The sequence below is a fragment of the Paenibacillus sp. MAHUQ-45 genome (assembly GCF_058133325.1).
The window spans coordinates 154,605-178,320 of the sequence record NZ_JBYUPV010000005.1 but is presented as its reverse complement, the minus strand read 5'-3'; the positions used below and the strand labels follow the sequence as shown (position 1 = coordinate 178,320).

At 47.0% G+C, this 23,716-nt stretch carries 22 protein-coding genes; 3 read left to right on the top strand and 19 right to left on the bottom strand.

Features of this window, described 5'->3' with window-relative positions:
* Window positions 1–61: 61 nt before the first annotated feature.
* Genes ptsP through AC3Y23_RS13470 form a run of 8 tightly spaced genes read right to left on the bottom strand, consistent with a single transcriptional unit; the run spans window position 62 to window position 8,528 of the window.
* The gene (ptsP, locus tag AC3Y23_RS13505) at window positions 62–1,789 is read right to left on the bottom strand and encodes a phosphoenolpyruvate--protein phosphotransferase (protein ID WP_379199650.1); all 1,728 of its coding nucleotides are present in this window, start codon (window positions 1,787–1,789) and stop codon (window positions 62–64) included.
* Window positions 1,782–2,054 carry an HPr family phosphocarrier protein gene (locus AC3Y23_RS13500; RefSeq protein WP_379199648.1) on the bottom strand — a complete coding sequence of 91 codons (273 nt, stop codon included), beginning with the start codon at window positions 2,052–2,054 and terminating at the stop codon, window positions 1,782–1,784. Before AC3Y23_RS13500 ends, ptsP begins: the two co-directional genes overlap by 8 nt.
* 17 nt (window positions 2,055–2,071) lie before the next feature.
* The gene (tkt, locus tag AC3Y23_RS13495) at window positions 2,072–4,093 is read right to left on the bottom strand and encodes a transketolase (protein WP_379199646.1); all 2,022 of its coding nucleotides are present in this window, start codon (window positions 4,091–4,093) and stop codon (window positions 2,072–2,074) included.
* Between the two features lie 41 nt (window positions 4,094–4,134).
* The gene (locus AC3Y23_RS13490) at window positions 4,135–5,574 is read right to left on the bottom strand and encodes a PTS mannitol transporter subunit IIBC (RefSeq protein WP_379199644.1); all 1,440 of its coding nucleotides are present in this window, start codon (window positions 5,572–5,574) and stop codon (window positions 4,135–4,137) included.
* A gap of 53 nt (window positions 5,575–5,627) precedes the next feature.
* Window positions 5,628–6,065: a PTS sugar transporter subunit IIA gene (locus AC3Y23_RS13485; protein WP_379199642.1), complete on the bottom strand. Its 438-nt coding sequence runs from the start codon at window positions 6,063–6,065 to the stop codon at window positions 5,628–5,630.
* A 19-nt stretch (window positions 6,066–6,084) separates the two neighbouring features.
* Window positions 6,085–7,242 carry a mannitol-1-phosphate 5-dehydrogenase gene (locus AC3Y23_RS13480; protein WP_379199640.1) on the bottom strand — a complete coding sequence of 386 codons (1,158 nt, stop codon included), beginning with the start codon at window positions 7,240–7,242 and terminating at the stop codon, window positions 6,085–6,087.
* Window positions 7,243–7,262: 20 nt separating this feature from the next.
* Window positions 7,263–7,823 carry a 6-phospho-3-hexuloisomerase gene (hxlB, locus tag AC3Y23_RS13475; protein WP_379199638.1) on the bottom strand — a complete coding sequence of 187 codons (561 nt, stop codon included), beginning with the start codon at window positions 7,821–7,823 and terminating at the stop codon, window positions 7,263–7,265.
* Window positions 7,824–8,528: a ribulose-phosphate 3-epimerase gene (locus tag AC3Y23_RS13470; protein ID WP_379199636.1), complete on the bottom strand. Its 705-nt coding sequence runs from the start codon at window positions 8,526–8,528 to the stop codon at window positions 7,824–7,826. It lies immediately after the preceding gene.
* A gap of 283 nt (window positions 8,529–8,811) precedes the next feature.
* On the opposite strand from AC3Y23_RS13470, the gene AC3Y23_RS13465 reads away from it, so the two are divergent.
* Window positions 8,812–9,561: a DeoR/GlpR family DNA-binding transcription regulator gene (locus AC3Y23_RS13465; RefSeq protein ID WP_379199634.1), complete on the top strand. Its 750-nt coding sequence runs from the start codon at window positions 8,812–8,814 to the stop codon at window positions 9,559–9,561.
* A gap of 215 nt (window positions 9,562–9,776) precedes the next feature.
* Here the strand turns inward: AC3Y23_RS13465 and AC3Y23_RS13460 are convergent, their stop codons facing one another.
* Window positions 9,777–10,364 (bottom strand): YdeI/OmpD-associated family protein, encoded by a 588-nt coding sequence (locus AC3Y23_RS13460; RefSeq protein WP_379199632.1) that lies wholly within the window; start codon window positions 10,362–10,364, stop codon window positions 9,777–9,779.
* Between the two features lie 11 nt (window positions 10,365–10,375).
* Entirely contained in the window at window positions 10,376–10,846 is a 471-nt protein-coding gene (locus tag AC3Y23_RS13455) for a VOC family protein (protein ID WP_379199630.1), read from the bottom strand.
* Between the two features lie 102 nt (window positions 10,847–10,948).
* Here AC3Y23_RS13455 and AC3Y23_RS13450 point away from each other — a divergent pair, with 102 nt between their 5' ends.
* Window positions 10,949–11,863 (top strand): helix-turn-helix transcriptional regulator, encoded by a 915-nt coding sequence (locus AC3Y23_RS13450; RefSeq protein WP_379199628.1) that lies wholly within the window; start codon window positions 10,949–10,951, stop codon window positions 11,861–11,863.
* Window positions 11,860–12,438: an ABC transporter substrate-binding protein gene (locus AC3Y23_RS13445; protein WP_379199989.1), complete on the top strand. Its 579-nt coding sequence runs from the start codon at window positions 11,860–11,862 to the stop codon at window positions 12,436–12,438. Before AC3Y23_RS13450 ends, AC3Y23_RS13445 begins: the two co-directional genes overlap by 4 nt.
* A gap of 384 nt (window positions 12,439–12,822) precedes the next feature.
* On the opposite strand, the gene AC3Y23_RS13440 is transcribed toward AC3Y23_RS13445, so the two are convergent.
* The 9 genes from AC3Y23_RS13440 to AC3Y23_RS13400 form a co-directional block, all read right to left on the bottom strand.
* On the bottom strand, window positions 12,823–13,287 hold the full coding sequence (locus tag AC3Y23_RS13440) for a hypothetical protein (protein ID WP_379199626.1): 465 nt from the start codon (window positions 13,285–13,287) through the stop codon (window positions 12,823–12,825).
* 300 nt (window positions 13,288–13,587) lie between these two features.
* Window positions 13,588–14,562, bottom strand: a complete 975-nt coding sequence (locus AC3Y23_RS13435; protein ID WP_379199624.1) for a formylglycine-generating enzyme family protein — start codon at window positions 14,560–14,562, stop codon at window positions 13,588–13,590.
* A 73-nt stretch (window positions 14,563–14,635) separates the two neighbouring features.
* On the bottom strand, window positions 14,636–16,810 hold the full coding sequence (locus tag AC3Y23_RS13430) for a LamG-like jellyroll fold domain-containing protein (protein ID WP_379199622.1): 2,175 nt from the start codon (window positions 16,808–16,810) through the stop codon (window positions 14,636–14,638).
* A gap of 206 nt (window positions 16,811–17,016) precedes the next feature.
* Window positions 17,017–18,372 carry a sulfatase family protein gene (locus AC3Y23_RS13425; RefSeq protein ID WP_175371265.1) on the bottom strand — a complete coding sequence of 452 codons (1,356 nt, stop codon included), beginning with the start codon at window positions 18,370–18,372 and terminating at the stop codon, window positions 17,017–17,019.
* 26 nt (window positions 18,373–18,398) lie between these two features.
* Window positions 18,399–19,265, bottom strand: a complete 867-nt coding sequence (locus AC3Y23_RS13420; RefSeq protein ID WP_379199619.1) for a carbohydrate ABC transporter permease — start codon at window positions 19,263–19,265, stop codon at window positions 18,399–18,401.
* Window positions 19,262–20,152 (bottom strand): carbohydrate ABC transporter permease, encoded by an 891-nt coding sequence (locus AC3Y23_RS13415; RefSeq protein WP_379199617.1) that lies wholly within the window; start codon window positions 20,150–20,152, stop codon window positions 19,262–19,264. Before AC3Y23_RS13415 ends, AC3Y23_RS13420 begins: the two co-directional genes overlap by 4 nt.
* Window positions 20,153–20,205: 53 nt before the next feature.
* Window positions 20,206–21,570 carry an ABC transporter substrate-binding protein gene (locus AC3Y23_RS13410; RefSeq protein ID WP_379199615.1) on the bottom strand — a complete coding sequence of 455 codons (1,365 nt, stop codon included), beginning with the start codon at window positions 21,568–21,570 and terminating at the stop codon, window positions 20,206–20,208.
* Between the two features lie 24 nt (window positions 21,571–21,594).
* Complete coding sequence (locus AC3Y23_RS13405; RefSeq protein WP_379199613.1) at window positions 21,595–22,317, bottom strand: GntR family transcriptional regulator; 723 nt, start codon at window positions 22,315–22,317, stop codon at window positions 21,595–21,597.
* A gap of 447 nt (window positions 22,318–22,764) precedes the next feature.
* Window positions 22,765–23,613, bottom strand: a complete 849-nt coding sequence (locus AC3Y23_RS13400; RefSeq protein ID WP_379199611.1) for an AraC family transcriptional regulator — start codon at window positions 23,611–23,613, stop codon at window positions 22,765–22,767.
* Window positions 23,614–23,716 lie beyond the last annotated feature (103 nt).

The following is a 23,716-nucleotide window of genomic DNA, read 5'->3' as shown; positions in this document are numbered from 1 at the left end:
CACAGTGATTTCACTGAAAGTCATCGCTTGAAGGTTTATTCTATGCCAAGGGCAAATGCTGTTAACTTACCGTCAGCTGCTCACTATTTGCTTGTACAAGCGCTACAACTTCCTGCGAGGTTGCACAGTTCAGCGCCTTCTCCGCCAATTGCTGAGCCGATTGGAAAGACAGCTTCGTCAATTGACTTTTGGCTGGAAGAATCGAGCTTGCGCTCATACTAAACTCATCCAATCCCAGACCGAGCAATAACGGGATTGCTACTACATCCCCTGCCATCTCTCCACACATACCAACCCATTTGCCTTCTGCATGCGCAGCGTCAATCACCATTTTGATTAGTCGCAGTATGGAAGGATTGTATGGCTGATACAAGTAGGAGACCCCTTCATTCATGCGATCAACGGCAAGTGTATACTGAATCAGATCATTGGTGCCGATACTGAAGAAATCAACCTCCTTGGCGAACAGATTCGCCAGGACAGCTGTCGAAGGAATTTCCACCATAATGCCTAGTTGAGTATCCTCCGCAACCGGAATACCTTCACGCACCAGTGCGTCCTTCTCTTCCAATAAGATATCTTTCGCTTGTCTGAACTCATCCAGCGTAGCGATCATCGGGAACATAATACGCAATTTGCCACTAACACTGGCCCGAAGAAGTGCTCGAAGCTGTGTTCGGAATATATCCTCCCGGTCCAGGCATAGGCGGATGGCCCGCAAGCCTAGAAACGGATTCATTTCCTTGGGAAGCTGAAGGTAAGGCAGCTCCTTGTCTCCGCCGATATCCAGCGTCCGAACGACAACGGGCTTATCCCCCATTTTCTCAAGGATTGTTTTGTACACATGGTATTGCTCGTTTTCCGAAGGCATAGTGTCTCTGCCCATATACAAAAACTCTGTCCGGAACAATCCTACCGCTTCTCCGCCGTTCGCTAGAACTCCCTCTACATCAGATAGAGAACCAATATTCGCTGCCAGCTCTACCCCATGACCATCAGCCGTTACGCTTGGCTCATGCAGCAGCCGTTTCCATTCCAGCTTCTGCGCTTCGTATGCAGCCTGCTTGTCACAATACAAAGCAACCGTTTCCTGATCGGGATTGACAAACACGCTTCCTGTTAATCCATCCAAAATCAACAGGTCACCATCCTGCACCTGGTCAATAATGTGCTTGGTTCCGACAACAGCAGGGATTTCCATAGATCTCGCCATAATGGCAGAGTGAGAAGTTCTCCCTCCGATATTCGTCGTAAAGCCTTTTACATAATTCCTGTTCAGTTGTGCGGTGTCAGACGGGGTTAAGTCTTCTGCAACAAGAATGACATCTTCATGAATAGAACTGAGATCTGTCGACTTGGCATACAATAAATGGTTCAATACACGCTTGGTCACATCTCGCATATCTGCTGCCCGCTCTTGCAGATAAGTGCTCTTCATATCTTCAAACATTTTAATGAACATATTAGAAGTTTCTTGCAGTGCAAACTCGGCATTGCAGTGGCCGCTGCGAATCTGCGCTTCTACCGGCTCGATCAGTTCAGGATCACTCATGATATGCAGATGTGCTTCAAAAATTTTAGCTTTTTCCTCGCCTAGCTCCTGAAGTGTCCGCTCTTTCAGAGCTTTCAGTTCGTCCCTAGAGACGGCCAGTGCCTGATGAAAACGAGCGACTTCCGCTTCCGGATCTGGAACAGCCCGCAGTTCAATTGTTAGCTCAAGCTCTTTAATAACAAAGGCTTTAGCAATTGCTATTCCTGCGGCGGCAGCTATCCCGGATATGTTATTCATGAACTGTGCCCAGCCCTTCCTGCTCAAATACCGCTTCAATAGCAGAGATCACAGCTGGCGCATCTTCTCCTGTAGCCTGAAAGGAAACATATTCTCCTGGCCCGACACCTAGTGAAAGCACGCCAAGGATCGATTTAAGCGACACATTACGACCATTAGAAGCAACAGTTACCTCTGATTGAAATTTCTGTGCTACGTTTACAAGAGCAGTAGCGGGGCGCGCATGAATGCCTTCCTTACTTGTAATAATAAATGTCTTGTTCATCCGGCTTCACTCCATCTTTATAAATTCAATAATGCCTTAGCCTGTGCAACTACATGTTCCACTGTAAATCCAAACTCTTTCATTAAGCGGTCTCCCGGTGCAGATGCACCGAAAGTCGAAATCCCAAGAATAGCACCTTCTGTTCCCGTAAACTGTTCCCAGCCAAACGGAAGTGCCATTTCGATTGCAAGTCGTGCGTGAACTTCCGGATGCAATATAGCATCGCGATAAGCCTGATCTTGTTGTTTGAACAGTTCCCAACTCGGTAAACTTATGACGCGTGCCAGGATGCCTTCTTCAGCAAGCACTGCCTGCGCCTGAACGGCAAGCTGTACCTCCGAGCCTGTGGCAATTAGCTGCACATGCGGCTTCCCTGTAGATACATCCGATACGATATACCCGCCCCGATTCACACCTTCAGAGACTTGTGCCAGGCTCTGCTTCAGAATCGGCAAATTTTGTCTTGTCAAAATCAATGCGGTCGGTCCTTCTTGCTTGTTAACCGCAAGCGCCCAGGCTGCAGATGTTTCATTGCCGTCGGCAGGCCGAATCACCGTCAGACCAGGAATAATCCGTAAAGAAGCCACTTGCTCAATCGGCTCATGTGTTGGCCCATCTTCACCCACAGCGATACTATCATGTGTGAACACATAGGTAACCGGGAGCTTCATTAGTGCCGCCAGTCGAATGGCCGGACGTAAATAGTCAGCGAATACGAGGAACGTTCCCCCAAATACCTTTAACCCGCCATGCAAAGCTATACCGTTCATCACAGCAGCCATGGCAAATTCACGTACGCCAAAGTAAATATTCCGGCCCTCATAGCTGGAAGGAGTGAACATGGCTTGACCCTTCAGGTGCGTCATCGTCGAGCTCTCCAAATCAGCAGACCCGCCTAATAGGAAAGGAATTGCCTGTGCCAAGCTATTTAACGCATGACCTGACGCTACTCGCGTAGATACAGCAGCATCCCCTTGTTCATACACTGGCAGTAGTTGCTCCCAGCCCTCAGGCAACCCTCCCGACACCGCCGTTTCAAGCTGGTCAGCCAGCTTTGGATAAGCCTCCTTATACGCCATAAGCAGCTGCTCCCATGCCTGGTATGCTTCGATGCCACGCTGCTTCACTTGTTCAAAGTGTTCCCGGACTTTATCCGGTATATGGAAAGGCTCTTCAAACTCCCATTGATAGAAATCCTTCGTTAACTTGGTTTCCTCCTGACCAAGCGGAGAACCATGCGGTCCTCCATGTCCGCCTTTGCCCTGCTTGTTCGGGCTGCCATATCCAATCACCGTCTTGACTTCGATTAAAGTTGGGCGCTCGCTGTCCTGCTGTGCCTCTTCTATGGCAGCAGTTATACCTTTCAAATCATTCCCGTCTTCTACGAGTATGGTTTGCCAGCCATAAGCTTGGAATCTGTCCCGAACCTTCTCTGAGAAGGAAAGTCCCAACTCGCCGTCAAGCGAAATATCATTGGAATCATACAGCACGATCAGCTTACCCAGCTTCAAATGGCCTGCAAGCGATGCAGCCTCAGAGGCCACACCCTCCATCAAATCACCATCGCCGCAAATCGCGTATGTGAAGTGATCGATAATCGGGAATTGTTCTTTATTATACGTCGCGGCCATATGCGCCTCGGCTGCAGCCATGCCGACAGCCATACCAATCCCCTGACCGAGGGGACCTGTCGTTGCATCAACCCCAGGTGTGTGTCCATACTCCGGATGACCCGGAGTTTTGCTGCCCCATTGCCGGAACTGCTTAATCTCGCTAAGCGGAAGATCATAACCGCATAAATGCAGCAGACTGTACAACAGCATTGATCCATGTCCTGCTGATAGTACGAAGCGATCACGATTCAACCAACCCGGCTGACCTGGATGATGCTTCATAGTGTTGGCGAATAACTGATAACCCATAGGTGCTGCCCCCATCGGCATACCCGGGTGCCCTGAATTAGCCTTCTCTATCGCATCGATCGCTATCGTGCGGATGGTTGCAATCGAAAGATCGTCTATTGTCTTATATTGACTCATGCATTTCGCCCGTCCTCTTCTCAAAATATATATCAAGTGGCTTACGCTGTAGTTCCTTTATTCTTCTCAATTGTCTCAAGCAGTTCTCTTAAATTTGGATCATCAATATAATTGCTGATCGTCACAATGTTCTTGCCTTTATGTCTGAGCAACGCTCTTTCATACAAGTCCTTATGAACAACAATAATATCGGAATCATCCGGTACGTCTTCGATTCTGAAATGCTTAACCTCAATACCGGTAATGCTTTTCTTTTGCAGTCTCTTTCTAAAAGTGGTAGCTCCTAAAGCACTGCTTCCTGCTCCGGCATCACATGCAAAAGATATCTTGTTAATTTCTGTTGTAGCAGGTGTATCCGTTATAATCTCATTAAGCAGTTCCTTACCTTCAGCTTTCATTGCTTTGGATTTTTCCTGAGAGCTGCTGAAGCTTTCCTCATCATCAGACTTATTGTCCAGCTTCAAAATAATAGAGGTGATCACAAAAGAAACGATTGTCGCAGCAAGCACGCCCAGAAACATGCCGAGGAAGCTTCCTTTTGGCGTTAACGCCAAATATGAAATAAAAGAGCCTGGGCTTGGTCCTGCTACCAGACCGGCATGAAACAGATTAAAGACTGTAATGCCTGTCATGCCGCCTGCAATCATTGCAATAATCGTCAGAGGTTTCATTAATACATAAGGGAAGTACAATTCATGAATCCCGCCGAAGAAGTGAATAATAATAGCGCCCGGCGCTGTTTTCTTCGCTGCTTTTTTCCCAAAGAATGAAAATGCAAGCAGAAGGCCAAGACCTGGTCCCGGGTTGGAGGCAACTGTAAAGAAAATGGATTTGCCTGAGCTTAACGTATCCTGCATACCAAGTGGATAATAAATGCCTTGATCGATAACATTATTCAGGAATAATACTTTGGCCGGTTCATTAATGAGAGACAGCAACGGCAAGTAGCCGCCTGCAACCATGGCTTTAATCGATGTTGTGACAAAGGCATTCGCTCCCTCGATCACCGGACCAATTACATAGTAAGAGAACACCATTAAGATAAAGCCCAATATTCCGATAGAGAAATTGTTAATGATCATTTCAAAACCAGCTGGCATTCTGTTCTCCAGGCTCTTATCGAATTTCTTAATGACCCATCCGCCCAGAGGACCAATAATCATAGCCCCCAAAAACATGGGTATATCGGATCCGACAATCAGACCAATCGCCCCGATTGCACCCATTACCGCACCCCGATTGCCTGCTACCATTCTTCCGCCGGTAGATGCAAGCAGTAAAGGCAGTAAATACGTGATGGCCGGACCGACGATTTCCGCCAATTTTTCATTTGGGAACCAGCCCGTGGGAATAAATAGAGCGGTCAAAATCCCCCAAGCAATAAACGCACCAATATTAGGCATAACCATGTTGGTCAAAAAACCGCCTACAACTTGAATCCGTGCACGTATTGATGATTTCTGCTTTGCAACACTGGACATTGGAATCGTCCCCTTAGTTCAAATTTTCTGCTGCTCAACACCACTTGCAGGTGTTATTCCACTTCTTCGATGAGGGATATTAATTCTGTCTCACTGCTCACTTGCAGCAGCTTCACCATTACATCCTCGTCTATAAGCATAGAGGAGAGGTCTGTAATAAGCTCCAAATGTCCGGTACTATCCTCAGCTGCAAGCACAAACAGTATGCTCACTTCCTTGCCTTCCGGGAATATCACTGGTGTTTCCAGCTTCAAAAAGGACATTCCTGTGGCATTAATATTTCCTGTATTCTTAGCATGCGGCATAGCAATACCCGGTACGATTACGATGTACGGACCATTCTTATCCACATTATCTATCATGGCCTGGACATAAGCCGTTGTAATGGCGCCTTGATCCAGTAATGGCTGGGCCGCTATTTGAATGGATTCCTCCCAGCTAGGAACCGATTGAAGGAATTTGGTGTTATTTTTCAAAAATTGACTTAACATGATGTTAGCCCCTCTTCATTCATTTGGATACTGCTATCAATGCAGAAACATGCTGTCTAATGACTTCCTGTACTTCCGGCTCGGTAATGTGTGAAAAAGCTGCCAAAGCGCTTATCAAACCTTGTTCTGCGATATAGTCTTGCAGCTCAACCGCCTCTTCATCCCTCGTATTACGGAATAAATAACCGGCGGCAATTACTTTGGCAAGCTGGCTGTAAGGAAGACCTCGCTTATACAACTCAGTTGCTGGTTTTACAAGCCGCTCATCCACACCAAGCTTCCGAATCGGGGACCTGCCAACCCGAAAAATATCATCGCTCACCTGTTCGTTTCTGAAGCGTTTACATGTTGTCTCGATAAAACTTTTTAACTCTTCGGCAGACTTACCATAGGCTGCTTCAAAATAACGGGCCACCTCATACATCGCCCCCTGTACCGTAGCTTCGATGTCGGGATGAGTAAGCGCACGCTGAATAGTCGGCTCGTCAAACAGGAAGCCCAGGTAGGCTGCAGCGGCATGACCCATATTTACAATAAATAGCTTTCTCTCAATATAGGGCGTCAAATCATCTACATAAATGACTTTATCCAATAAAGGCAAAGAATGATTCAGCATCTCCGAACGATTAATGATCCATTCAAAAAATGGCTCAACCTGAACCAAATCCCCCTCGCTAGTTCTTCGGGATAATGCAAGCCGGTCGACTGCCGCATTAGGAAAGCCTGCAATCGAAAGGATCGTTGCCATTTCTTCTGCAGAGGCGAGCCTTTCAATTTCCTGACGCAATGTAGTCGATGCGTTGATTGCATTTTCGTTAGCAATGATATCTATTGAGTCCTTGCGAAGTTCTGCTCTGGCCAGCAGAGCCTTGAGTAGAATATTGGCAACCTTAGACAGGTTGGGAACACCTACAGATAGCGTAATAAGGTCGGCTGCTCCGATATTCGCAATGACCTCTTCCTCTTGTGTCATGCTGTTGAGCGCTGACACCGGCGAGATGACTTCAATCGTATGATCCGCATCGAGAAGTTCAACCTTATAGCTATTCGTTTTGTTGATGGTGTCGATCATCTCTTGATTGACATCAACAAAACATACCTCAAACCCGGCTTTGCTAAGCACATTCCCTATGAAACCTCGGCCGATATTACCGGCACCAAAATGAACCGCTTTCATCGTAAGCCCCCTTCTACCTCTTATTCCAGGTTGGCATGATACTGCCACAGAGCGTGCATATCGACATTGTTTTCTTTGACAATCATTAGTGAAATCGTATCGCCGAGCAACAACAGACTTTGCTCAAACAGGCTGGTCATCGGTTGGATCGACGGGATTTCACCCGGTAAATTCAGCTTTGTGCTAACTGGAATTCGTACAAATACATCAGCATACTCCCTCATAGAGCTCTGCGGGTTAGCTCCGATATGTGCAACAGTAGCTTTGAATTGCTTCGCCTTCTTGGCAATGATAAGCGGGAAGGCCGTCTCTCCGCTGCCAGATCCCACAATAAGCAGATCTTTTTCCGTAATCGCCGGCTCCGTAATTTGACCAACTACGTAGGTGTTCACACCGAGATGTGCTAATCGTTTGGCAATTGACTTTAGGGACAACAGTACTCTGCCAACACCTACAAAGAAAACCTTATCCGCCTTTTTGATCGCTGCTGCCAACGCTTCAACCTGCTGGGGCTCGATACTGTTCAATGTCTCAGAAAGCTCGTTAGCAATGGCCTTGGATACCTCATTGAATGGACTCATTTACTTCACCCCCGCTTGAAGCCCTTGATCAATTGCTTCCTCAACCAATACTTTGTTGTCAGCCAAGCTGCGGTGTGGGATAAACAAACTGGTTGAGCCCGCGACCAAAATGTCAGCCCCTGCCTCTACAAGTGCAGGAATCGTATCCAGGGATACCCGACCATCCACTTCAATTTTTGTGTTCAACTGCTTCGCTTGGATCAGTTGCTGCAACTCCTCTACCTTCTTCACAGCATAAGGCACTTGCTTCTCATTCTTATCTGTTGCAAAGCCTGGATTAATAAGCATGAGCAGCACTACATCACATTCCGGCAGGATATGATCCAGCACAGACAACGGCGTAGAAGGATTTAAGGCTACCCCTGCTTTAATGCCACTTTTTTTAATAAGCTGGAGGCAACGATCAACATGTATACCGCTTTCAACATGAAAAGTAATTTGTTGTACCCCGATATTGATCATCTCTTGGATAAAAAATTCGTTATTATTCGACATAATATGAACATCAAAATTCATATTTGTAATTTTGCGGAGTTGCTTGATTGTATCGATTCCCAGCGGCATGCTTGGGCTGAAGCTTCCATCAATAACATCAACATGCAAGGTATCCAGTCCGACCTGCTCGATTTCTTTAATTCCTCTTTCCAGATTGCAAAGATCCGCACACATGATAGATGGTGCAATTGTGATTGCTCTGTTGCTCATGTTTATGTCTCCTTTTATGCGTTTATATGCTTCTTTGTACGAGTATAAAACAAAAAATATGCATAGTAAAGCGTTTATTTCTGCATTAACCAAAATAACAATTATAAACGCGCATAAAAAAGGCATTACATTTATCATTCCATGCATATAAACTGCATCAAAAACGGCAAATTACGCGAATAATTTAGGCATAATAATGATAAACATGCAAAACAAGGACCTGTTTATTGCAGTTTTTTTGAAAATTGTGCTACACTAAAAAGAAAAGAAGGGTACGGACTACATGTTAAAAGAAGAACGTCAGCAAAAAATCGTGCAGATTTTAAACACTGAGCACAAGGTCATCGCCAGCGATTTAAGTAAACGCTTAAACGTATCTGAGGATACCATCCGCAGAGATTTGAAGGATCTTGACATACAGGGGCTTGTCAAACGAGTTCATAGCGGTGCACTCCGCATAGGCCCACCTGTTGAGGATTTTTCCACGAGGCAAAATGTGTCCAGTGACTTGAAGACGAAGCTGGCACTCAAAGCGCTGGATTATATCAAAGACAATATGGTCATTCTTATTGATGGAGGCACGACCAACCTGTATCTTGTGAAGCAGCTTCCATTAACATTAAAAGCTACTATTATTACCAACAGTCCTCCTATCGCGATGGCCTTGTCCAACCATAATTCAGTAGAGGTCATTATGATCGGCGGCACCTTGTTCAAGGAGTCTATGGTCAATTTAGGCATTGATACCGTGGAAACACTTAACACCATGCGCAGCGACTTATACATTATGGGCATCTACAACATTGATCCGTATATTGGCATAAGTGTTCCGAGTCTGACAGAGGCGTTGGTCAAACGCAAAATGATATCTATTTCCACCGAGGTGCTGGGAATGGTAACCTCTAATAAACTTAATACGATTTCTAATCATATTGTATGTCCGTCCAACCAACTGACTTATCTCGTTACAGAGCATGTGCATCCCGAAATTACAGGGTTGTACGCTAATCAAGGTATCATTGTAACGGAATAGCCGCCCTCCGATATACTCCCCCTAAATTGCACCTGATTGTATTAACCTGTAATTGAGCATACAAAGACCTCCTTATACGAAGATAACTTTCTTTGTATAAGGGGGTTTTTACGTGTTGACCAGAAGAACTTATCCTTTAAAAGTACCTACATAAATAACACAAACAGGACCACCTCATTCGGGAGTCCTGTCTGCATGCAAATGCTGCAGCTATTTTATTCCTCTTTCTCCACAACGTAATCTAGTAGACGTCCATTATCATTCCATTGACCGTACATTTTATTTTCTCTAGTATTTGTTATGAATTTGTTTAATCTGCTCTGAAATAACTCTGGCTGATACTTATTGCTTTGTATCGTGTCGATCCGAACTCTTTTATAAAGATCTGGAAAGGCCATGTAATTTTTATATAGTTGCCTTTCCTCTTTGAGCCTTTCCTCTATAACTTCATCTATTCTGAAAGAATCGTAATCCATATCAGGAAGAACCTTTCTTCCTTCGTCTGTCATGAGTCCCAACTTTTCGAGGCGGCGGACACGTTCTTTATTCAATTCAGTCCATGAGCTTTTTTTGCTTCGGGGAGACAGTCTCTGAGCCAGCTCCGTTTCAGATATTTTCTTCTTGACTCCATCGATCCATCCAAAGCACAAAGCTTCCTCGACCGCGTCCAAATATAAGAGCGTATCCGGTTTGGGCGTCATACTGACCAAGACCCAACAAAATTTTTTAGTCCCACTATTTCCCTGTAGCCAGAACCTAAGCTCTTCTCTCGATTTTACGGGAATCAAATTATCTATTTCCATAGAAAGATACATTATCCTTTCTTCATTGATTCATTTACGTTATCAAGAAACTGATCTGCGTCACTATTAAATTTCCAGTGTACCCCAAACTTATCAACCAGCGTTCCAAAGCACGAAGACCAAGGATAATTGGATAACGGCATGGTGACATGTCCGCCAAGGGACAAACCATTAAAGTATTGCTCCAGTTTTTGCTTATCGTCAATGACCAGACTAATCAGAATATTATTCCCTTGCACCAGCTCACCTGTTACCACCTTCATGGAAGGCAGAATGTCCGACATCATGATCTTCCCGCCTGCGAATTCGATGGAAGACTCCATGATCATATTTAACTCATTTTCCGGCATTGGGTAGTTTGGATCTTGCGGAATATCCCCAAATTTCACTTTCTTTACTTCAATTGCGCTTAAAGCCTCCGCGTAAAATTCAATCACTTCTTCTGTGATTCCATCAAAATTCAAATATGCGATAGTTGACATAAAGTAATCCCTCCTTCTTGTGATAAATGTAGTATAATCTACAAAAGGTGACAACTATATGTCACCGTTCTCAGATGATGTAGAGAAATAAGAGGAGGAAATATGGACAAGGTTGAGCGACTTATTTCTATAATAATGATTTTGCTGAAAAAAAATATCGTTTCGACTAGTGAATTCGCGCAATTATTTAATGTTTCCAAAAGAACGATTCTTCGTGATATGGAAACACTGAGTCTATCAAACATCCCGATCTATGCTACCCATGGAGTTAATGGCGGCTACGGTATTATGGATGAATACAAGGTTGATAAACGTCTTTTAAGCAACTCCGACTTAGAGAATATATTAACTGCGCTCGGCGGGTTGGAACAAATTCTAATTAGCGAGGAAGTTGAAATTACTATAAAAAAAATAGAAGCGATGGTTAGCCCCTTATCTCTGAAAAGTTCAATTCAACTGTCATTTTATGATTGGGAGGGGCGGTCTGAGATCCTTCAAACCTTGAGGACATGTCAAGAAGCCATATTAATGAGAAGGTTAGTTTCATTTGATTATATAGATAAAGATGGCGCTACTTCGAATAGAATTGTCGAGCCCTATCAGCTTCATTTTAGCGAAAGAAGTTGGTATCTGAAAGGATTCTGTTTAGATCGTATGGGATATAGAACGTTTAAATTATCTCGAATCGATAAGCTTACTATGGATGAAAAAACATTTAGCCCTAGAGAATATTTATTAGAACAAGAACGTGAAGCAAGTTATCAACCACAATTAGTCGCTATTAAGGCATTGATTTCGCCTAGCATAAAAGATCAATTCATTGAACGGTACGGTCGGAAGAGTATTGAAAACTATAGTGCTGAATACTTATTAGCAACCATTTATGTCCCTCAAAACAGTACGGGATTTGATTTTTTAGCAAGTTTCGGCACAAATCTAACCATCATAGAGCCCAAAGCATATGTTGAAGACTTTCGAAATTATTTAAATAAAATGATGGGTAATTATTCTGGCTGATAGCAGAGAGGATAAATTCTATTTCAACCGTTGCATCTACGATGATCTTCTCACAAAACGACCATAAACCAATGACTTTACTGGCGATGCTTGGCGAAGCTTTTAACAAACAGAGGATGGCGCAGCAGCTTATTGTGCAATATGAGCAGAAAGCTGAGAGTCACAGAACTGAATTACGAAGATTTATATCCAAAGAAGAAACGGTATCTGTTATCGAAATCCGCACCGATTCCATTTATGTCTTCGGCAACTTCTGGTGCCGTGGAGCTTATAATTTATACGATGGACTGGGCATGACAGCCCCTCCCATTATTGAGCAAGAGATGCTTAACCGTGAGGCTTATCGCCTGATTACGGAGGAGCAACTTTCCCTATACGCAGGCGACCGGTTATTTGTGAGCATTATTGATCCGGTTCGATTCATAGTGCTGGAGAAAACTTTCTCCTGGAAGCAGTTAAAGGCTGTGCAAAATAATCGTGTCTATTCCATAGATCCGGAGCATTTCGCTGTCAGCGACCCCATCACTATGCACAGCCAAATGGACGTGCAGATGAAGCTGCTGCTTGATCGGTAGTTAGGAAACAATCTGGCTAAAGATTCTCTCTACTCTATAAAACGAAACCAAGATCATGCTAAAAAGCCAGCTATAATAGCTGACCTAATTTGTATTGTGAGGATATAGGTTAGAGCCATAGATTTATAACGTAGACTGGATGAACACCGTAAACGTAAAATAGTCCCCACCTAACGATCAGATGGAGACTACTTCACACTTACTAGGTAAAACCCTTCTGCTTTGCGCCAATGGCGGTTGTGCCTATCCGAAGCCCGACCGTCCCTGTTGCGCCGACTACGGTGGCCGAGTTAGTTCGTGTGTGCGACGGCACTTATTTCAACCAATTGCTCAGGGGACGCAAGATAGGTCACGCCAATGAGACTGCCGGGGTATTTTCACTAGCTATGAGAGGCGGATACTCAGAATGATAAGTTCAATAGTGTCCTTGTTTTGCTCGTAAACGTCCTTCGTCATGTGGATGTTCCCGCCTAAAGCTCTTGCATTGTATCCATGATTACTTAATTGATTCTGATCAAAGACATAATAAATGGAGATCGTATCTTGATCCTCACTGGTATATTTCTTACCTTTTAATCCGGTTTGCGTGACAAAGTCTTCTACAACAGCATTACCTGCGGGGTCCCAAGACAGTGGTCCTTCTTGGCCATACAAAGATATTTTTTGTTCAGGATCGTTCCCGGCATTTATAACAATTCCTGCATCGGGTATGGCTTCTCTCGTTGCGGTAGCTTTGTAATTTTCAGTTCCTTCAACTCTGTAATCCCAATTACCGGGAAAATCCACACTAAAGTTAAAACGCGAACATGCACTTACCTTTGCACCAAATAAAGCATTGAGCAGGGACATGGTAGTGACCATTCTCGGACGATTGGCAGAAATGGATGCTGCAGCTTATACGTACGACCAGGGCGAACTATGTTCCGAAACGTTAGTAACGAGTGTAGCAATGGACCCGGCGACGTGAAAAAGCCGTCCGGTGCCGGACGAGCTTCGTCATATTTTCGGCTAGATCCAGCCAACGCAAAAAGCTTTTCAATACGAGCCACGTTGCTGGTCCGTTTCGGAAAGCTTTTTGCGTTCAATAAGTGATCTTCCCAAATAGATTGAAATTTCCAAATCATAATTTCCGGTAGTCCCTTGGAACTTTTATGCATCCATTGCGACTCGAAAACCACAATGACCGCTTGAGCTATCCGGTGTATTCGAGCTTCGAGCAGCAACCCTGTAGCGATTACAGTAGGAACGGTGACAAAGGTAAGATCCTCCTCTCATCGATTTATGTCCTGTATCGATGTTAAATATCGGATTCACATTTTGCGTCTGTTGGTGATAAGCCGGGCTGAACCAGTCTGCGCACCACTCCCATACGTTTCCTGCCATCTGATATAAACCATAGCCATTCGGTTCGAATGTATGAACCGGAGCCGTATCGATATAACCGTCGCTTGCATGGTTTTTAACAGGAAACTTTCCTTGCCAAATGTTGCACATGTGCTGGTAGTCAAGCTTCAGTTTGTCTCCCCACGGGTATCTTTTCCCTTTCAATCCACCACGTGCTGCGTATTCCCACTCCGCTTCGCTTGGCAGCCTTGTCCCTGACCATTTGCAGAATGCTATTGCATCATTCCAAGTGACATGAACGACCGGATGATCCATTCGATCCGTGATGCCACTCTCTATTCCTTCCGGCCTTCTCCAATTTGCTCCTTCTACCGCCAACCACCAGGGCGCCTGTTGCGAGGAACCCTTCACTTTGCTCCTTGTCTCTTCGGACACCAGAAGATGAAATACATAAGACCAACCGAATTTCTCCGCTTCCGTTATGTAACCCGTAGCCTCAACAAAAGCTTGATATTGCGCATTTGTGACTGTGTATGCCGAAATGTAAAACGGATTAATCTCAATCTTTCGAGCTGGCCCTTCCCCATCGTCCGGAAAGCCTTCCGAGTCATTCGTTCCCATCTCGAACGTACCGCCTGTTAAACTTACCCAGTCGAATCGGAGACTAGACGGAGCACCGAGAGTGCATGGAGTCGCAACCGGTTCTGCTGCTTGTATAAGTTTATCATTCGTATGCTGTCTGCTCACCGAGCAGCATGCTTTGGGAATTGGATGGTTCATCTTTATCTCTCCTGTCGCAGTATTCAAATATGCAAAAGTTCCCTGGCCGAACTAACGGACAGGGAGCTTAAACTTAACTGTTGTATAGCCGGTACACTTGGGCACTGTTCAGCGCAGTATTGTATAGCTGGAAATCATCTACGCTGCCGTTCCAATAATCGTTGGCATCGGTAGGCGATTTATGGGTCCCGATGCGGAACGGGGACGTTTGCGATTCGATGGTGCGTGTTGCCGATCCGACCGGTTGTCCATTCACATAAAGCGTGACGGCTCCGCCCCGATTTACAACCGCTACATGCGTCCATTCTCCTGTAGGAATTCTCTCAGATGAGAGCAATGCGCTTCCGCCAAGAAAAGTACCGAGTTGGCCGGTCGAAGTTACTCGGTATAGTAATGTGCGCCCCAAAACGCCCTCCTGTTGAAAAATAACTTGGTTAACACCAGCCGCAGTATCCAGCTTGACCCATCCCGCAACGGTAAAATTGCCTGAGCCCGGATTCAGTACGGCCGGCACGCTCACGTAATCGCCGCTGCCGTTCAGCTTGAGCGAACCGCCGACTTTGCCGTTGTTGTTCCAGACCGGGTTGCCCATCAAACTGCCGTTATTCGTACCTGCTGCATCAGCGGCCGTGACGCCGCTTCCGTCATCGAGCTTGAAATGAGCAAGCGGACTAACGAATGCAGGTGCAAGTCCTGGCCCTTGATATGCTCCGATACTCGGCGCTGTCGTAGAAGAAACAGCATTACCAAAATAATCTCGGCCTCCGTTTGCAGGGATCACAGCCCCTACATTCAGTGCCACCGAGCCGGCTCCCAGCTTGTAACCCGCCTGGTCGAGACTGCCGGGGCCGTTCAGCCAAGGGTCAGTTGTTAACGTATTAGTCGCCCATGCTGGAACCGGCACTCCGAAAAACGCGTTATTGTCGATAACGAAATTCAAATCATCCAGCGTCCATGTAACCTGACCGCCACCCTCTTTGTATATGAGGTTGTTCCGGAACTGGATTGCCTGCCGCTGATTCGTCGTCTCTTGATAAATAACGGGCGCAAGGCCGGAACCTATATACATTGTATTATTGTAAATATGGCTTGAAACCACCTCGCCGCCGCAGCTTTGGAACATACGCGCCCGGTCGTTGACCGAAATATTGTATCGGATCACGAAGTTGACCGCCTTACTGTTTCCCTGGGCACAAATCAGAAAAAATCCGCCTTCGTTTCCATGGGAATAGTTGTATTGGAATGTGATATTGCTTGTGGAATGATCGATGTCATATGCCATACCATCCTTAGTCGTTTTGCCGCCGGACGTGTCGTTGAATTGAAAGGTGACATTGTTTGCGTTCGCCGTCCACATACCTGCGTTCGGCGAGTCGGATCGCATATTGAAACCGGTTAAGGTGTTGGATTCGACCAGCGCCCCGTCAACCGTCATTGGTGCGATTCCGTCCCCGCCGATATCCGAGAGCGTATTACCGCTAATGTAGAGGTCGGTCATCGGCTTCCACGACCCGTTGCACAAACTCCCCCAAAACTCCACCAGTCCCGGTCGTTGGCAATAATTAGACCAAACATAAATCCCTTGACGGTCTACGCTTGCAATCTGATTGTTCAACACTTGCACCTGATGAAAAGCGGTCGGCACCGCTGTGCCAAGCACCTCAATAACGATGCCGCCTGAAGCATTCGCGTATTTGCCTGTGCCGTGATAGTTGCCGCTGACCGTTGAAGGCATGTAGCCGCGGACATCGTGAATATATAAGTTTCGCAACGTAATGCCGTATAAGTCGCCTGCGTCTTCGCCAAGAACGTGTACCCCCCGTCTAGCCATCTTATTATCGCCGGAAGCTGTCAGTTCGAGATCGCTTAACTCTATATATTGCAAATTACGCAGCAAAATAGCGTCGGTCTGACCATTCCCGTTAATAACGGGTCTTGCCAAGCCCGGACCGTAGGCAGCAATCGTGACAGGTGCGGCGAAACTCCCGCTTCCTACCGGCGCAAAAGTGCCGGAGCAGATCGACCCGCGTTTGAACAGAACGGAATCACCGGGGGTAAGATGAACCGCATTAATTTCCGCCAAATTGTAAAATGGAGCGGCCTCGGTTCCCGTGCCGGCTTTCTCAGCAGCACAATCCACATAATAGGAAATGCCGGCCGCGAAAACGGAAGGTACGCGCTCTATCGTGCCAAAGACGGGAATTAACAACGCTAATAGAACCAGTAATCGGACTAGTTGACGAATCATTTTGGAAAACAGCTCCTTCGTTCAGTGTAGGTTTAATCGCACTGCGGCACTCTTTGCAAGGCAAGCAAGGGAATTGTACCGCAGTTGCGGGCTTCACCGGCAGGTAGCGGAAGTCGCGCCCGTCACGGAAGGAGACCAGTACTGGAAATTAAGATCAAGCGATGTGAAAAGCGATCCGGCAAGAAGGGCAGCAGCCCTTTCCGTTGTCAGCTCCGCGCTTCCTGCAACGAAACATGACGCTGGCCTCCCGGCACGGCCGGCGCCGGCCGGATGATCGGCACGCTCTCCCCCGCGGCCGCCATGCGATGCTGCAGACGGGCTTGCAGGATATCCGCAGCCTCACGATGAGAGTCCAGACCAATCAGGTTCGTTAGTTCATACGGATCAGCATCAAGGTCGTACAAATAAGCCTCGATATACTCCTCCGAGCCGGCCTGCGCGTTACCGTCCTTGCCCTCGGCGACGACACAATATTTCCATTTTCGCGTGCGGATCGCTCGAGCGATGCTGCTTTCGCTGATTTGCACGAACACCTCCTCCTGCCAAGGCTGAGAAGAGCCCGCACCGTTCAAGAGCGGCATTATCGAGTTCCCTTGCATCTGGGCAGGCACCTTAATTCCTGCGGCATCCAGCAGTGTAGGCGGCAGGTCGATCAGACTGACAAGCTGCCGCAGCTTGCGGCCTTCGCTAAATCCAGGGCCGCTAAAAGCTGTAGGGACGCGAATCGAGCTGTCATGGCAAGAACGCTTGTATTCCTCGTTCCGCGTCTTGAAATGGTTGCCGTGATCAGAGGTAAACAGTACAATTGTTTGCTCGTCCAGCTCCAAGCTTTTAAGAGCGTCGAGCACCCGGCCGAGCGCTTCGTCTAGCCGTTTAACCATGCCATAATAACCGCCGATATGCTGATGGACGGTGCCTCCTAGTGCCGCGAGATCGGGCGGAATCCAGCGGCCGCCATATTGCTCGCGGTAGCCAACTGGGGCAGGATAGTCGTCAATATGATTCTGATGATGAGGCTCCAAATACGATACAAACAGAAAGAATGGATTTTCTCGATGGTTGTCGATGTATCGAATTGCAGCATCGGTAAGCGCATCAACCCGGTATCCCGGCAGCCGTACCGGATTGCTGTCATTATCGTACATAACCGTTCGGTAGCTGTCCGACGAAAACTCGAGCACGTTCGAGGCAAGCCAATAATCATAGCCACCACGTTTGGCCGCAGGCACCGGCTCCTCGTCTGCCAGATGCCATTTCCCAATATAGCCGGTCTGATAGCCAGCCTGCCCGAAATATTGTCCGAGCGTTCCTAAATGCTCCGGCAATGGAATACCGTTTTTGTAGCAGCCGGATGTAGTGCCGTAAACACCGGTTTGCAGGCTGGAGCGCGCTGGACCGCATACGGGCTGGCAAGTGAAGGAATGCTCCAAATGCGTACCGTATGCAGCCATTCGGTCGAAATTAGGCGTCAGCCCCAGTGGATTGCCATGGATGCCCGTAGTGTCCCAGCGCTGTTGATCGGTGAAAAAAATGAGAACATTCGGTTTGCTGACGGTTGTCATACTTCTTCTCCTTTCAAGCATTTTGCTTATTCTTTAACTCCTCCTGCGGTTAAACCTTCCACCATATACCGCTGCAAAAACAGAAACAAGACGAGCAGCGGGGCTGTAGCCGTGACAGCTGCTGCAGCCGCCCCGGACCAGTTGGTGCTTAATTCGCCAAGGAAGGTAAGGGATAGCCCCGGACTGAGAGTCCGCATATTGAGATCGCGAACAAGCGTCATGCCAAACAGAAAATCGTCCCACGCTACGAGAAAACAATAGATTGTTACCGCCATGATCCCTGGCTTGGTCAACGGCAAAACGATATGGATAAGCGCCTTTAGGCGTGTCGCGCCGTCGACCTCCGCGGCCTCTTCCAACTCGCCGGCGATCCCGTCCATGAATGTTTTCATCATCATAATAGAGAAAGGCAGCGCTGTCGTTGTTGCGGCTAACATCAACGCAAGCAGGGTGTTGAGCAAATGAAGCTTGCTGTAAAGCGTGTACAGTCCGATCAATAACGTCACGGCGGGGAACATTTGCGACGATAGAAAGAAGACGAGCAGTAGATGGCTGCCCCGGAACCGGAAGCGCGAGAGGCCGTATCCGGCGAGAATCGAAACGGCAATTGAAAGTGCTGTTGATCCGGACGCGACAATCGCGGTGTTTTTGTAAAAAGTAAGAAAGTTCGCCGAGAGCAGGACACCCTTATAGCTTTGCATCGTCAGCTTGAACGGAACCCATTGGGGTGGAAACTGAAACAGATCGCCGTTCGTCTGCAGTGAGACCGATACCAACCAGTAAACCGGAAATAGAAACAACAAGAGAATAACCGCAAGCAGGACATAAACACCGATATTGCTGCGGTTCAGCAGATGACGTCGAACAGTGGGAAGCCGATATAACCTCTTCATGACATACTCCGATGCGCCACACGGTTAAGTGGAACAGCGATGAGCAGCAGCAACAGCATCCATATTACGCCGATTGCCGAGCCCTTACCTAGATCGTAGGCCTGGAACGCCGTTTCGTACGTGTAAATAGCCAATGATTGAGTCGCGTCCGCCGGTCCGCCTCCGGTAAGAGCATAAAATAACGTGAACATTTGAAAGTTGGCAACGACCATCAACAGCGTCACATTAGCGAGTACAGGTTTCAAAGCGGGAAGAGTAATATACAAGAATGTTTTTAATTTGCTTGCACCGTCAATTGTTGCAGCTTCATACCAGTCGCGCGGGACGCCCTGCAGCCCGGCAAGCGTCATTACGGCGGCCAACGGCGTCTGGCGCCAAATCGCAACGCCCATGATGCCATACAACGCCAAGTTTAAATCATTCAGAACGTTCAGCTTCTTGTCCGTTAATCCGCTCTGGATAAGCAAGCCATTCAACACTCCATAATCAGCCTGATAAATCAGTAGGAAGACAAGCGCTGCGACAAGCGTTGGGATCGCCCACGGGATGAGCAAAATGCTGCGGAAGAACGCCCGAAATCGGATTCGGCTGTTCAGCAGCAAAGCGCTCGCGAGTCCAAGAATAATCTCAATGCCGACAGTGCATGCAACATACCGAAGCGTAATGGAGAGCGCATGATAAAATTCTTGTCCCGACAACAACGCCTTATAATTGGCCAGACCAATAAAGGGCTGTTCAGCCGAAAGCAACGAAGCGCCCCGGAAGCTCGTCGAAATGGAACGAGCCAACGGGATTAGAATCGTCACAGACAACAGCAGGGTCGCGGGCGCGACAAGCAGCATGCCGAACGCCTGATTTTTAAGGGTGCGAGACCATTTGATTGACATAGACTGCCTCCCCCCTTAGCTTATAAGTGTTTGAAATAAAGATTTGCCATTGCCTACTTCGCAGCATACAGTTCTTGAAGCTTCGGCAGTATCTTGGCGATAATAGCTGGAATATCCTCGGATGTTGTTGTTGCGAGCACAGTCAAGTTGGACGTTTCTTTCATAGCCTGTTCGAACGCAGGGTTGCCCGTCGGGAATGGGCTGGCCGTTTTCATCTGCTCATTGAATACCTTGGTGTAATCGTCCTCGTTCAGCTCAGGCAATGATGCAACTGAAGCGCGGGAGGACATGACTCCGTTAAGTTTGTGGTACAAAATCATGGCATCCTTAGATACCAGATACTTCACGAACTCAGCGGCTGCTTCGGCATGTTTGGTCGACGATGAGATAAGCAATTGATGCTCGGTGAAGACGGTCTCGGAACGTCCGGTCGCGCCGACAGGCACGGTTGTCACGCCCCACTCCTTATCAAAAACTTCCCCTTTGCCGCTAGTGGTTCGGAACGTGTTTCGGCCGAAGTCGCCGTCGACGAGCATGCCCAGCGAACCCGTCCCGAACATGGCGCGCAAATCCTTGATCTCGGCGCCAACCGGGGCAACATTCTTATTGGCGATGTCGCGCAGGTATTGCAGCGATTCTACGAGCGCCGAGCCTTGGTTGACGATCAGCTTGCCCTGATCGTCAACGAACTTACCGCCATGAGAGAGCGTTATACGGAGCAGCATTTGGCCGGTGTAAGCGCCGGTTTTATTTGCTTCGCCGATACCGTAGATTGGGTTGCCTTTATCGTCTTGTTTAAGCGCTGCGACTGCCTCCGCATATTTCAGAAGCTCGTCCCACGTCTTTGGCGGCGCATTGGGGTCGAGACCCGCTTTGGCGAACAGCGTCTTGTTCCAGAACAGCGCATTAGGATGCGGCGCCCACGGCATAGCGATCACTTTGCCGTTAAAGGTGACTCCTGCTTTGCTCGAAGGTAAAATATCGTCGATGATGTCACGGCCAAGTATTGTTTCTAGCGGCTGTACGATGTTTGCATTGCCGAATGCCGGCGTGAAGCTCTGGTTTGCCATCAGCACATCCGGCGTATTGCCTCCGGTAGAGGCAATGAGTACCTGATCTTTGTATTCGTTGAACGGGATGCCGAGTGACTTGATCTTGATGTTCGGATGGGCGTTTTCAAAACCTTCTACTAACTGGTTGTAGGCATCCTTTGTCGCATCCTCCGTTGAAATCCAGTTAGCAAACGTTAGTTCGATATTTTCTTCCGATGAGGCTGGTTGTTGTTGTTGATTATCTTTTGAAACGTTGCCTGCCTGATTGACCGGCTTTGCGCCGTTATTACTGCTGCCCGAGCAGGCCGTTACGATGGTTAGTATTGCGATGACGAGAGATAAAGTTACTATTTTCCATAATTTCATGACATTCCATCTCCTTTGAATTTGTTAACGGCTGAGCAATATCTCATGGGTGTAACGTTCTGGATTGCAATAAGACAAGGAATATTGCAAAGGCTGATCGCGGTTGTTGAACAACAGCGTCTGTATGACTAGCAATGCGGTGCCTTCGGGAACTTCGAGCAGTCTGGCGATGCGGGCGTCGGCATTGACTGCTGAGTAGCCTTGCGAGCCTTTCTTGACATTCATTCCGCTCTGTTCCAGCAGATCGAAGACAGTTGAGCGCCCAAGCCGCTCTTCCGTTATGACCCCGGATAAATTGATGTTGAAATAGTTCTCATCCACTATCACATGACCGCTGGATACCGCAATTCGTCTAACCGTACGGATCATCTGCGTAGATGCCGGAATGCCGAGTGCCTGTGATACGGCGGCCGGCGCTTCGCAGTGTCCGAATTCCACGATTTCAATGGTCGGGTATAATCCCTGGCTGCGAAGCTGCTCGACTAGTCCGACCAGCTTCGTCGTGACAGCGGCGGAAGTACGCTGTGCAACGAAAGTGCCTTTTCCATGTTTGCGTTCAAGCCATCCCTCCGCAACAAGTTCTCCAAGGGCCTGACGGATGGGCGTACGGCTCAATCCCAACAGTTTCTCCAGTTCCCGCTCGCTTGGAATCGCGATACCTGGCTGCCATTGGCCGCTTTCGATTTGTTGTTTGATATACGTTTTGAGCTGGTGATACAACGGTACCACCTCTTGCAACAGTTCCAAGAATATTCCCCCTTTTGGTCTCTCTCTCGATCAAGTGGTAATCTGGTAATTACCAGTAAACGAAAAAGAGACAATTATTCGTAAAAACGAATAATTGCCTCCAGTGGACTGGTCAACAATGTAATGCGTATAAATCGAACCCGATTAGTTGGAATTATACGGGGCAAGTGTGCGAGATGTCAATATTTTTAATATGGTTTTTGGCTGAAAACCAAAATCAGAACCGGCAATACCTCCTTTAGTTAAGTGATCTTCCTTCTCTAGATTTAGCGTCGCAATGTCTACCTTTAGTTCGACTCTCCGCTTTACCACTATTTGTGATACGGTTCACCGCGCGTCTGTAAAGGCAAGCTTTTTAGGCCATCCATTGAGGATGGCCTTCCTTTGATTTCGCTTTATTCAACTATCATCTTCGTTGGAATGCAATACATTCACTCGAGTAAAAGATTATTTTTTCTTCACCGGAATCCAAATCTCCCCAGTAACATACTCTCCCGTTCCATAATACATCTCGAAACTAGGGCCTTCAACCTGTTCGTATTCCGATGTCGGGAACCATTCGGAATAAATCCGTCCCCATAACTTAATTAAATCACATTGTGGTTCCGGGAAAATCGCCCACGTTAGTTCCGGGACAGAAAGTTTTGTAAATCTCTCCGGAATCTCAAGCCCTTTTGGTAAAAAATAACTCACCATGTATTTAAAAGATGTTCCAGTATGATCATATAAGGCAGCGTGCAAGATCGTGTTACTAAAGCGTCCCAGTAATCCGTTCATCCCTTCAACACTGCCATCTACATCACATTGTTGACGGAATTGAGCAACTTCATCATATACTTTTTGGGGATCGGAATTGACCAGACCATAAGCTCCAAACATCTCAAAAGGCCCTTTTGATTCAATGCGGTAATTCATTTCGATATCTCCTTTAATTGAAATGTGAAAGGACATTCGAGGATAGGCTTTTAGAGAAACGCCTTTATCGCGCGCAGATATCGGCATGATCCCATGAAGATTCTTAAACGCCCGTGCAAACGCCTCTGGCGAATCATATCCATATTTCATAGCTATATCAATAACCTTTGCATCTGTTGTTTGCAGTTCAAATGCTGCCAATGTCAACCGTCGACGCCGAATGTACTCAGATAACGATACTCCAGTAATAAACGGAAACATTCGTTGAAAATGGTAAGTAGAGCAACAAGCTCTCTGCGCTATTTCATCATATAAGATATTGTCCGCTAGGTTTGTTTCGATATATTCCATGGCGCTATTCATCCTGTCCAACCAATCCATCGTTTTCCCTCCTTTCTAGATAAATTTTATGATAGATACAAAATGAATACCTTGCATTTTCTGCACGAAAAAGTCAGTATGTCGAGACACAAGCACATCTTAC

What these genes read in the sequence shown, in the direction of transcription:
- ptsP (WP_379199650.1), bottom strand. Translation starts at nt 1,789, where the DNA reads ATGAATAACATATCCGGGATAGCTGCCGCCGCAGGAATAGCAATTGCT.
- AC3Y23_RS13500 (WP_379199648.1), bottom strand. Translation starts at nt 2,054, where the DNA reads ATGAACAAGACATTTATTATTACAAGTAAGGAAGGCATTCATGCGCGC.
- tkt (WP_379199646.1), bottom strand. Translation starts at nt 4,093, where the DNA reads ATGAGTCAATATAAGACAATAGACGATCTTTCGATTGCAACCATCCGC.
- AC3Y23_RS13490 (WP_379199644.1), bottom strand. Translation starts at nt 5,574, where the DNA reads ATGTCCAGTGTTGCAAAGCAGAAATCATCAATACGTGCACGGATTCAA.
- AC3Y23_RS13485 (WP_379199642.1), bottom strand. Translation starts at nt 6,065, where the DNA reads ATGTTAAGTCAATTTTTGAAAAATAACACCAAATTCCTTCAATCGGTT.
- AC3Y23_RS13480 (WP_379199640.1), bottom strand. Translation starts at nt 7,242, where the DNA reads ATGAAAGCGGTTCATTTTGGTGCCGGTAATATCGGCCGAGGTTTCATA.
- hxlB (WP_379199638.1), bottom strand. Translation starts at nt 7,823, where the DNA reads ATGAGTCCATTCAATGAGGTATCCAAGGCCATTGCTAACGAGCTTTCT.
- AC3Y23_RS13470 (WP_379199636.1), bottom strand. Translation starts at nt 8,528, where the DNA reads ATGAGCAACAGAGCAATCACAATTGCACCATCTATCATGTGTGCGGAT.
- AC3Y23_RS13465 (WP_379199634.1), top strand. Translation starts at nt 8,812, where the DNA reads ATGTTAAAAGAAGAACGTCAGCAAAAAATCGTGCAGATTTTAAACACT.
- AC3Y23_RS13460 (WP_379199632.1), bottom strand. Translation starts at nt 10,364, where the DNA reads ATGGAAATAGATAATTTGATTCCCGTAAAATCGAGAGAAGAGCTTAGG.
- AC3Y23_RS13455 (WP_379199630.1), bottom strand. Translation starts at nt 10,846, where the DNA reads ATGTCAACTATCGCATATTTGAATTTTGATGGAATCACAGAAGAAGTG.
- AC3Y23_RS13450 (WP_379199628.1), top strand. Translation starts at nt 10,949, where the DNA reads ATGGACAAGGTTGAGCGACTTATTTCTATAATAATGATTTTGCTGAAA.
- AC3Y23_RS13440 (WP_379199626.1), bottom strand. Translation starts at nt 13,287, where the DNA reads ATGTCCCTGCTCAATGCTTTATTTGGTGCAAAGGTAAGTGCATGTTCG.
- AC3Y23_RS13435 (WP_379199624.1), bottom strand. Translation starts at nt 14,562, where the DNA reads ATGAACCATCCAATTCCCAAAGCATGCTGCTCGGTGAGCAGACAGCAT.
- AC3Y23_RS13430 (WP_379199622.1), bottom strand. Translation starts at nt 16,810, where the DNA reads ATGATTCGTCAACTAGTCCGATTACTGGTTCTATTAGCGTTGTTAATT.
- AC3Y23_RS13425 (WP_175371265.1), bottom strand. Translation starts at nt 18,372, where the DNA reads ATGACAACCGTCAGCAAACCGAATGTTCTCATTTTTTTCACCGATCAA.
- AC3Y23_RS13420 (WP_379199619.1), bottom strand. Translation starts at nt 19,265, where the DNA reads ATGAAGAGGTTATATCGGCTTCCCACTGTTCGACGTCATCTGCTGAAC.
- AC3Y23_RS13415 (WP_379199617.1), bottom strand. Translation starts at nt 20,152, where the DNA reads ATGTCAATCAAATGGTCTCGCACCCTTAAAAATCAGGCGTTCGGCATG.
- AC3Y23_RS13410 (WP_379199615.1), bottom strand. Translation starts at nt 21,570, where the DNA reads ATGAAATTATGGAAAATAGTAACTTTATCTCTCGTCATCGCAATACTA.
- AC3Y23_RS13400 (WP_379199611.1), bottom strand. Translation starts at nt 23,613, where the DNA reads ATGGATTGGTTGGACAGGATGAATAGCGCCATGGAATATATCGAAACA.